Source organism: Micromonospora craterilacus (assembly GCF_003236315.1).
Taxonomy (GTDB): domain Bacteria; phylum Actinomycetota; class Actinomycetes; order Mycobacteriales; family Micromonosporaceae; genus Micromonospora; species Micromonospora craterilacus.
The window spans coordinates 1-8,690 of the sequence record NZ_POTY01000270.1 but is presented as its reverse complement, the minus strand read 5'-3'; the positions used below and the strand labels follow the sequence as shown (position 1 = coordinate 8,690).

The window sequence follows — 8,690 nt, the reverse complement described above, 5'->3', positions numbered from 1 at the left end:
CCCCGACCCCGCCGTCGATCATGCACTTGTGGTCCCCGCGAAAGCCGCCAATGCCTCATATCGGCGACCATAACTGCATGATCGACGAAGCTGGACGTCGCCTTGTCGGGGGTTTTCCAGCGGAGCGCCGGTCGGGGCGATCGTGGGCGGGCGCGGCGGCTGCCTAGGCTCGCGGCTATGAGGGAGCGCATCAGCCGGCTCGGAGCGCCGCGCGGCGGCGCGATGGGGCGCGACGCGCCGCGAGGCAGAGTGCCAGCATGAGTCCGAATCCGTCCCTCGCCGACCCGGCCGCGTCCCTGGCGGGTACCCGGGCGCCACGGTGGCTGCTGCCGGCGGAGCTGGCCGGGCCCGATCCGATCCGGCGGCGACCGCGCCGCACGGTACGCGACTGGGTGGTGGACGTGCTGCTGTTCACCGGCGCGGTGCTGGTCGGCCTGGACACGTGGGCGGAGCAGCCGCCGTACTACGCCGACGCGGCGTCGGCCTGGATGCTCACCGTCGACCCGTGGGTGGGCGTGGCGTCCTGCCTGGCGCTGTGGTGGCGGCGACGGTTCCCGCTGGCGCTGGCGATCGCCCTGGTGCCGGCGCTGATGCTGGCCGGCACCGCGCTCGGGGCGTCGATGGTGGCGGTGTTCAACCTGGCGATCCGCCGCGACTGGCTGCCGGCGTCCCTGGTCACCGTGGCGTACCTGGTGCCGACGCTGCACTTCTCCGCGCTGCACCCGCCGCCGGACGCGAGCAGGTCGATGGCGCTGGCGCTCATCGGCGTGGCGTACCTGGTGCCGCTGAGCTGGGGAATGGCGACTCGGGCCCGCCGCCAGCTCATTCTGGGGTTGCGTCGTGACGCCGCGCGGCAGCGGCGGGAACACCAGCGGCGCCTGGCCGACACCCGCCGGGCCGAGCGGGAACGCATCGCCCGGGAGATGCACGACGTGCTCGCTCACCGCATCTCGTTGCTGTCGCTGCACGCTGGCGGCCTGGCCTACCGCACCACCCAGGCGCAGGCCGGCGCGGCGTTGCCGCTGGCGTCCGGCGAAATCCGCGAAGCGGCCGAGGTGATCCGCGACGCGGCCGGGCGGGCCCTCGACGAACTGGCCGAGGTTCTCGCCGTGCTGCGTGACGGTCCGGCGGCCGCGGCGGCCGCGCCGCAGCCACGGCTGACCGACATCGCCCGGCTGGTCGCCGAGGCGCGGGCCGCCGGGCAGCGGGTCGGCTTCGAGATGGTCTGCGCCCCCGGTGCCGCCGAGGCGCTGCGGCCGGCCACCCAGCGCACCGTCTACCGCACCGTCCAGGAGGGACTGACCAACGCCCGCAAACACGCGCCGGACGCGCCCGTCGAGGTCCGCGTCGACGCCGCTCCCGGCCCCGGCGTGTCGGTGACGGTCAGCAACCCGGTGCCGCCGGGTCCCCGCCGTGGGCCGGGCGCCGGCGCCGGCCTGACCGGGCTGGCCGAACGGGTCGCCCTCGACGGCGGCACCGTCGAGCACGGCGTCGTCGACGGGTCGTTCCGGCTGACCGCCCGGCTATCCTGGCCGGCGTGACGGCGGATGCGCGGATCCGGGTACTTCTCGTCGACGACGACGCGCTGGTGCGTACCGGGCTGCGGCTGATGCTCGGCGGGGCACCGGAGCTGGAGGTCGTCGGGGAGGCGGCCGACGGGGTGGACGTCGCCGACGCGGTGACCCGGTCGCGTCCCGACGTGGTGCTGATGGACGTGCGGATGCCGCTGCTGGACGGGATCGCGGCGACCCGCGGCGTCACCACCCGGGCCGGGCACCGGCCGGTGGTGATCGTGCTGACCACCTTCGACGCCGACGCCACCGTGGTCGAGGCGCTGCGGGCGGGCGCGGCCGGGTTCCTGCTCAAGCACACCCCGCCGGAACGGATCGTCGACGCGGTGCGCCGGGCCGCTGCCGGTGAGCCGGTGCTCTCCCCCACCGTCGCCCGGACGCTCATCGACCGGGTCGCCGCCGGCGGCGGGCCACCCGACGCCCGCCGGCAGCGGGCCCGGGAACGGCTCGCGCTGCTCACCGAGCGGGAGCAGGAGGTCGCCCGGGCGGTCGCCGCCGGGCTGTCCAACGCGGACATCGCCGCCCGGCTGTACCTGTCCGTGGGCACGGTGAAGGCGTACGTGTCCAGCGCGCTGGCCCGGCTGGAGCTGACCAACCGGACCCAGTTGGCCCTGATGGCGCACGACGCCGCCGAGGACTGAGATCGGGGCGGCGGCCGGTGGCGGCAGCGGTCGATGATGGTGGCATGGGCAAGACGTACGAGCGCATCGACGGCCGGCTGCGGCAGTTCATCGAGGCGCAGCCGCTGTTCTTCACCGCGACCGCCCCGCTGGCCGGCGACGGCACGGTCAACCTCTCCCCGAAGGGTCTGCGCGGCTGCCTCGCCGTGCTCGACGGGCTGACCGTCGCCTACCTGGACTTCGCCGGCAGCAACGCCGAGACCATCGCCCACCTGCGGGAGAACGGCAGGATCACGCTGATGTGGTGCGCCTTCTCCGGCCCGCCGACGATCGTGCGGGTGCACGGCCGGGGCGAGCCGGTGTTCCGTGACGATCCTCGCTTCCCGAAGCTGCTGGCCCACTTCCCGGACATCGACAGCACCGACCACGGGCTGCGGGCGATCATCGTGGTGCACGCCCGGGTGATCCGCGACACCTGCGGCTACGCGGTGCCGCTGATGACCTACGACGGCGATCGGGACCTGCACGCCCGGCGGTTCGCCCGGGAGGACGACGCGTCGCTGGACGCGTACTTCGCTGCCAAGGACGACGTCGCGACCAGCATCGACGGGCTGCCCGGGCTGCCGCTGCCGCTGCCGCCGACCCCACCGGCCGGCTGATCCGCACCGGCGCGTCACCGACCGCCGGGCCCGCGCGGGTGCCCCGGCCGGTTACCATTCCGGCTGGCGGAGACGGTCCGCCGTGACGACCCGGCCGGGGACGACCCCGCCGGGCGTACGCCATGGCCAGCTACCCTTGACAGCGCACCCGCGGGGAGCGGGCCGCCGAGGCGTGGCCCCGGGAATGGCCCGGCGCAGGCGGACCGTTACACCGATAGGACCAGCACCACCAACGAGGGAGTGTCGATCATGGGCGAGCGTATGCTGCGCGGTAGCCGGCTGGGCGCGGTCAGCTACGAATCCGACCGCAACACGGAGCTCGCGCCGCGGCAGACCCGCGAGTACCTGTGCGCCAAGGGTCACCAGTTCGAGGTGCCGTTCGCGGTCGACGCCGAGGTGCCGACCACCTGGGAATGCAAGTTCGACGGCAGCGTCGCCCGGCTGGTCGACGGCAGCGAGCCGGAGCAGAAGAAGGCCAAGCCGCCGCGCACCCACTGGGACATGCTGCTGGAGCGGCGGTCGATCGCCGAGCTGGAGGACATCCTCGCCGAGCGGCTGCAGGAGGTCCGTACCCGCCGCGGTCGCGCCTGACCGCACCACGAACGGCGCCCCCGGGAGGTTCTCCCGGGGGCGCAGTCGTGTGCTCGTTCAGCTGTTGCGCGGCTCCACGATCTCGCCCTCGATGGCCTGGCCGTCGTCCACCACCGGCTGCGGCGGCCCACCAGCCGGCTGCTGCGGCGTCGTAACGGTCGGCTGCTGGGGCGGGGCACCCGCCGGCTGCTGCGGCGCGCCACGGTACACCCGTACCCGGCGCGGCCCGAACAGGTCACCGGCGGCCATCGACGACACCCGGCGCTCGGTGGCCCGCTGCATGCCACCGCGGGCGAGCCGACGCACCGGCGGCACCAGCAACACCAGCCCCACCAGGCCACTGAGCAGCCCCGGGGTGGCCAGCAGCAGCGCGCCGAGCAGACCCACCAGCCCGTCGGTGACCTGGCGGCCCGGCGGCCGCCCGGACTGCGCCGCGTCCCGGAACCCCCGCCACGCCCGGATCCCCTCCCGACGCAGCAGCACCAGCCCCAGCAGCGAGGCCGCGAACACCAGCAGTGTCGCCGCGCCGAAGCCGATCGCCCGACCCACCATCACGAACACGGCCAGCTCCGCAGCCACGGAAACCAGCAGGGCCAACGGTACGAACCTCAGTGCTCGGCGCATATCACCCCATCCGCCTCACGGCGCCTCATCGTCTCCGGCCACCCCCGGCGGCGCAGCCGTCCCGTACGTCCAGCATGACACGACCCGGCTCAAGGCCACCGCGCCTGCCCCGCCGTGGCGCCCTGCCATCCGCGCCGCATCGCGCTACGGCGGTCACTCACCGCCCAGCCGGTGATCCGCCACAGCGCCTCGGCCACGATCAGTGGGCTCATCTTGCTGGCGCCGCGTTCCCGCTCGGCGAACGTGATCGGCACCTCCACGATCCGCGCCCCGGCCCGGTGCGCCAACCGGGACAGCTCCACCTGGAACGAGTACCCCTGCGAGCACACCGACGTCAGGTCCAGGGCGTCCAGCACGGCCGCCCGGTAGACCCGGTAACCGCCGGTCGCGTCGGCCACCGGCATGCCCAGGGCCAGCCGCGCGTACAGGTTGCCGCACCGCGACAGCAGCAGCCGCCGCAGCGGCCAGTTGACCACCCGGGCGCCCCGGGTCCACCGCGACCCGATCACCACGTCCGCGTCGCGGGCCGCGGCCAGCAGCGCCGGCAGGTCCTCCGGGGCGTGCGAGCCGTCGGCGTCCATCTCCACCACCGCGTCGAAGTCACGCTGCCGCGCCCACGCGAACCCCGCCAGGTACGCCGCGCCGAGCCCCTGCTTGCCCTCCCGGTGCAGCACGTGCACCCGCCGGTCGGCGCGGGCGATCTCCTCGGCGATCTTCCCGGTGCCGTCGGGACTGTTGTCGTCGGCGACGAGGATCTCCACCTGCGGCGCGGCCCGCCGGACCCGCCGCACGATCGCGGTGACGTTGTCGGCCTCGTTGTAGGTCGGGATGACCACCAGCACGCGGCCCACCCCGGGCACCCCGGTCACCGCCGGGCGGATGTCGGTTCTGCGCATCACCGCTGCCCCCCTCACACCGGGCCGTCGGCCGCCTTCCCTGACCGGTGGCGCAGCACGGCCGCCCCGGCCAGCGCGGCCACGGCCAGCCCCGCCAGCAGCACCTCCGGCAGCACCCCGACCCGGGTGGCCAGCGTCTGCCCCTCGGTCAGCCGCAGCTGCCGCACTACGACCGCACGGGTGTTGAACCCGGTGGCATCGCTTACCCGCCCGTCGGGGGTGACGAACCCGGACACGCCGACCGTGGAGGCCATCATCGCCGGCCGCCCGTGCTCCACCGCCCGCAACCGCACCATGGCCAGCTGTTGGCGGGCCTCGGCCACGTCGAAGGTGGCGTTGTTGGTCTGCACCACCAGCAGCTGCGCGCCGCCGATCACGGTGTCCCGGACCAGCCCGTCGTAGGCGACCTCGAAGCAGATCACGTCGCCGAGCACCGCCGCCGGCGTACGCACCACGCCCGGTTCGGTGCCGGCCACGAAGTCCGCCCGAACCCGGTCCACCTGCTTGCTCACCATCCGGGCGATGTTGCGCAGCGGCACGTACTCGGCGAACGGCACCGGATGCCGCTTGATGTACAGCTGCTCCAGGTCCGGGCCGCTGCCCGGGCGCCACAGCAGCCCCGCGTTGCGCACCTGTCCCTGCTCCGGGCCGGTCAGCACCGCCCCGACCAGGATCGGCACACCGATGGCGTCCGCGGCCGCGGAGATCCGTGCCCCGGCGGCCGGGTAGCGCAGCGGGTCGATGTCGCTGGAGTTCTCCGGCCACACCACCAGATCCGGCCGGGGCCGCGTACCGGCGGCGACCTCACCGGCCAGCTCGACGGTGGCGTTCACGTGGTTGTCGAGCACCGCCTGCCGCTGGGCGTTGAAGTCCAGCCCGAGCCGAGGCACGTTGCCCTGCACGATGGCCACGGTCACCGCGTCGCCGCCCCGGGGCGCGGCCACCGGCACCAGCAGCCCGCCGGCGAGCAGCAGCACCACCGCCGCGGCGCAGCCGGCGGCCGGCGCCCACCACCGTCCGTCCGGCGTGTTCCGGCGCGCCCGGGTCAGCCACCAGGCCCCGGCGACGAGCAGCCCGCCGGTCAGCGCCACCGCGAACGTCACCATCGGGGCGCCGCCCAGCGCGGCCAGCCGCAGCAGCGGCGACCCGTCCTGGCTGAACGCCAGCCGCCCCCACGGGAACCCGCCGAACGGGGTGCGGTCGCGCAGCGCCTCCTGCCCCACCCACAGCACACCGGTCAGCGCCGGCCACCCTGCGGGGATCCGGTCGGCCAGCGGCGACACCCACGCCGTGGCCAGGCCCAGCAGCGCCAGGTAGCCGGCCTGCAACAGCGACAGCAGCACCCACGGCAGGTAACCGGTGTGCAGGTTCGTCCACGCCAGCAACGGCGCGAACAGGGCCACCCCGGTCAGGAAACCCAGGCCGGCACCGGCCCGCAGCCGCCGCCGGTGCGTCGCGGCGGCCAGCAGGGCCACCCCCACCGGCGCCAACGGCCACCACCCGTACGGCGGGAACGCCACCAGCAACGCCAACCCGGCGGCCACCGCCATCGCCACGGCCACCGGCAGGCGGACCGGGCGCAGGGCAGGATCGGGGTGGCCCGGCGGGGTGGTCGCGGCGGCGCGGTCCACGGTCGTCACGGGCGAGTCGGGCGGAATCACGGGGCGAAGGCTACCCGGCCGCCGCCGATACATCCGCGTCGCCGGTACGCCCCGGCGGGGCGACGTCCCCGCCGGGGCGTACCGGAGCACCCTACCTGCGGCGGGCCAGCAGGACAGCGTCGTGGACGACGATGTCCCGTCCGTCCGGATCCACCGCGGCCCGGGGCCGGGTCTGCGCCGCCAGCACCTCGAAGCGGCCCGGGTCGAGATCCGCGGCGACCTGCTCGGCGGTGTACATCATCTCCGGGTAGTGCATCCGGTGGGCCGTGGTACGCAGGTCCTGCGGGTGGTGCCCGACGATCAGCAGCCGGCCGCCGGGCGCCACCGCGTCGGCCAGCCGGGCGAACAGTTCCCGCCGCGGCTGCGGCGGCAGGTGCATGAACTGCGCCGACACCAGGTCGTAGGCGCCCTCGGCGGGTGACCACCGCAGCAGGTCGGCGTGGGTCCACTCGACGCGCTCGGCGACCTGCCCGCCGGCGGCCTTCGCGTGGTCGGCGGCCCGCGCCAGCGCGGTGGCGGAGATGTCCACCGCGCTGACCGTCCAGCCCCGCTCGGCCAGCCACACCGCGTCGGCGCCCTCGCCGCTGCCCACGTCCAGGGCCCGTCCGGGGGTCAGCTCGGCGGCCTCGGCGACCAGTTGCGGGTTGGGTCGGCCGCTCCACACCGCCGGCCGGGACTGGTAGCGCTCCTCCCAGGCCGCCTCGGTGAACATGACCTCCCGCTGCCGCCGGTGCTCCGTCACCGCGTCCCGGGTGTCCTCACCCACCAGGTCGCCGTTGATCGCCGCCCCGGCCAGCATGCCGGCACCGGCGGCCCGGATCACCTGGGCGAACACGTCGGCGACGTTGCCGGCCACCCACACCCCCGGCACGGCGGTGGCGCCGGTCGGGTCCGCGGGGATCTGCCGGCCGACCACGTGACCGGCCGCCTCCACGTCGACCGGGACCAGACCGAGCGAGTCCAGCAGCCCGGCGCGGGCGGTCATCCGGGGGGCCACCACCACCGCGTCCAGCGCCACGGTCTCCCCGGAGGCCAGCCGCACCCCGGTGAGGGTGTCGTCGGCCACCTCCAGTGCGGCGACCGGGCCGGGCACCACGGTGATGCCCCGCGCGGCGAGCCGCTCCTGCTCCTCGGCGTCGGGTGCCGCGGCGTCGTGCAGCAGGAGCAGCACATGCGGGCTCCACTGCCGCCACAGCTGCGCGTGGTGCGCCGCCAGGGGTCCGGTGGCCAGCACCCCGATCCGCCGGTCCCGGACCTCCCAGCCGTGGCAGTACGGGCAGTGCAGCACGTCCCGGCCCCACCGCTCGGCCACCCCGGGCACCTCGGGCAGCTCGTCGGTCAGGCCGGTGGTGACCAGCAGCCGCCGCGCCCGCACCGTACGCCCGCCGTCGACGGTGACCACGAAGTCGGTCCCGCCACGGTCGACGGCGGTGACCCTCCCGTCGACGATCTGCCCGCCGTAGCCGGTGACCTCGTCCCGGCCGACGGCCATCAGCTGCGCCGGGGGTGTGCCCTCCCGGCCGAGGTAGTTGTGCACCCCGTCGGCGGGGGCGTTGCGTGGTTCACCCGCGTCCACCACGAGCACCGTGCGGCGCGCCCGGGCCAGGGTCGCGGCCCCGGCCAGCCCGGCGGCCCCGCCGCCGACCACCACCACGTCGTACCTGTCGTCCATCGGTTGCCCCCTCGTCGCTCCGGTCGCCCACACGCTGCACCCAGCCCCGCCGTACGACAAGTATTGTTGCTGTTATGGCAAACGACGAGGCGGCGGTGCTGGCGGCGGTGGGCCCCCGGTTACGGGCCCTGCGCAAGCGGCGCGGCACCACCCTGAGCGACCTCGCCGAGACCACCGGCATCTCGGTGAGCACCCTGTCCCGGCTGGAATCGGGGCAGCGCCGACCCACCCTGGAACTGCTGCTGCCGCTGGCCCGCGCCCACCAGGTGCCGCTGGACGAGCTGGTCGGCGCGCCGACCGTCGGCGACCCCCGGGTCCGTCCCCGCCCGATCATCCGGCACGGCATGACGTTCCTGCCGTTGACCCGCCGCCCGGGCGGTGTGCAGGCGTTCAAGC

Annotated in this window: 9 protein-coding genes; 5 read left to right on the top strand and 4 right to left on the bottom strand. The window is 75.2% G+C overall.

The window, feature by feature from the left end; genetic code table 11:
• Window positions 1-257 precede the first annotated feature (257 nt).
• From C1I95_RS29085 to C1I95_RS29070, 4 genes are all read left to right on the top strand, one after another.
• Window positions 258-1,541 (top strand): sensor histidine kinase, encoded by a 1,284-nt coding sequence (locus tag C1I95_RS29085; RefSeq protein ID WP_111218621.1) that lies wholly within the window; start codon window positions 258-260, stop codon window positions 1,539-1,541.
• Window positions 1,529-2,212 (top strand): response regulator transcription factor, encoded by a 684-nt coding sequence (locus C1I95_RS29080; protein WP_199523961.1) that lies wholly within the window; start codon window positions 1,529-1,531, stop codon window positions 2,210-2,212. Before C1I95_RS29085 ends, C1I95_RS29080 begins: the two co-directional genes overlap by 13 nt.
• A 44-nt stretch (window positions 2,213-2,256) precedes the next feature.
• Window positions 2,257-2,850, top strand: coding sequence for a pyridoxamine 5'-phosphate oxidase family protein (locus C1I95_RS29075; RefSeq protein ID WP_111218619.1), 594 nt, complete (start codon window positions 2,257-2,259; stop codon window positions 2,848-2,850).
• 249 nt (window positions 2,851-3,099) lie between these two features.
• Window positions 3,100-3,441: an RNA polymerase-binding protein RbpA gene (locus C1I95_RS29070; RefSeq protein WP_046564157.1), complete on the top strand. Its 342-nt coding sequence runs from the start codon at window positions 3,100-3,102 to the stop codon at window positions 3,439-3,441.
• A gap of 57 nt (window positions 3,442-3,498) precedes the next feature.
• On the opposite strand, the gene C1I95_RS29065 is transcribed toward C1I95_RS29070, so the two are convergent.
• The 4 genes from C1I95_RS29065 to C1I95_RS29050 form a co-directional block, all read right to left on the bottom strand.
• Window positions 3,499-4,065 carry an FxsA family protein gene (locus C1I95_RS29065; RefSeq protein ID WP_111218617.1) on the bottom strand — a complete coding sequence of 189 codons (567 nt, stop codon included), beginning with the start codon at window positions 4,063-4,065 and terminating at the stop codon, window positions 3,499-3,501.
• Window positions 4,066-4,154: 89 nt separating this feature from the next.
• Entirely contained in the window at window positions 4,155-4,961 is an 807-nt protein-coding gene (locus C1I95_RS29060) for a polyprenol monophosphomannose synthase (protein WP_111218615.1), read from the bottom strand.
• A gap of 14 nt (window positions 4,962-4,975) precedes the next feature.
• The gene (gene lnt, locus C1I95_RS29055; protein ID WP_233513959.1) at window positions 4,976-6,511 is read right to left on the bottom strand and encodes an apolipoprotein N-acyltransferase; all 1,536 of its coding nucleotides are present in this window, start codon (window positions 6,509-6,511) and stop codon (window positions 4,976-4,978) included.
• A 202-nt stretch (window positions 6,512-6,713) separates the two neighbouring features.
• A complete protein-coding gene (locus C1I95_RS29050; RefSeq protein WP_111218611.1) occupies window positions 6,714-8,294 on the bottom strand; it encodes an FAD-dependent oxidoreductase in 1,581 nt (526 codons plus the stop codon).
• Between the two features lie 74 nt (window positions 8,295-8,368).
• Here C1I95_RS29050 and C1I95_RS29045 point away from each other — a divergent pair.
• The coding region (locus C1I95_RS29045) for a helix-turn-helix domain-containing protein (RefSeq protein ID WP_146605893.1) at window positions 8,369-8,690 on the top strand (322 nt) is incomplete at its 3' end.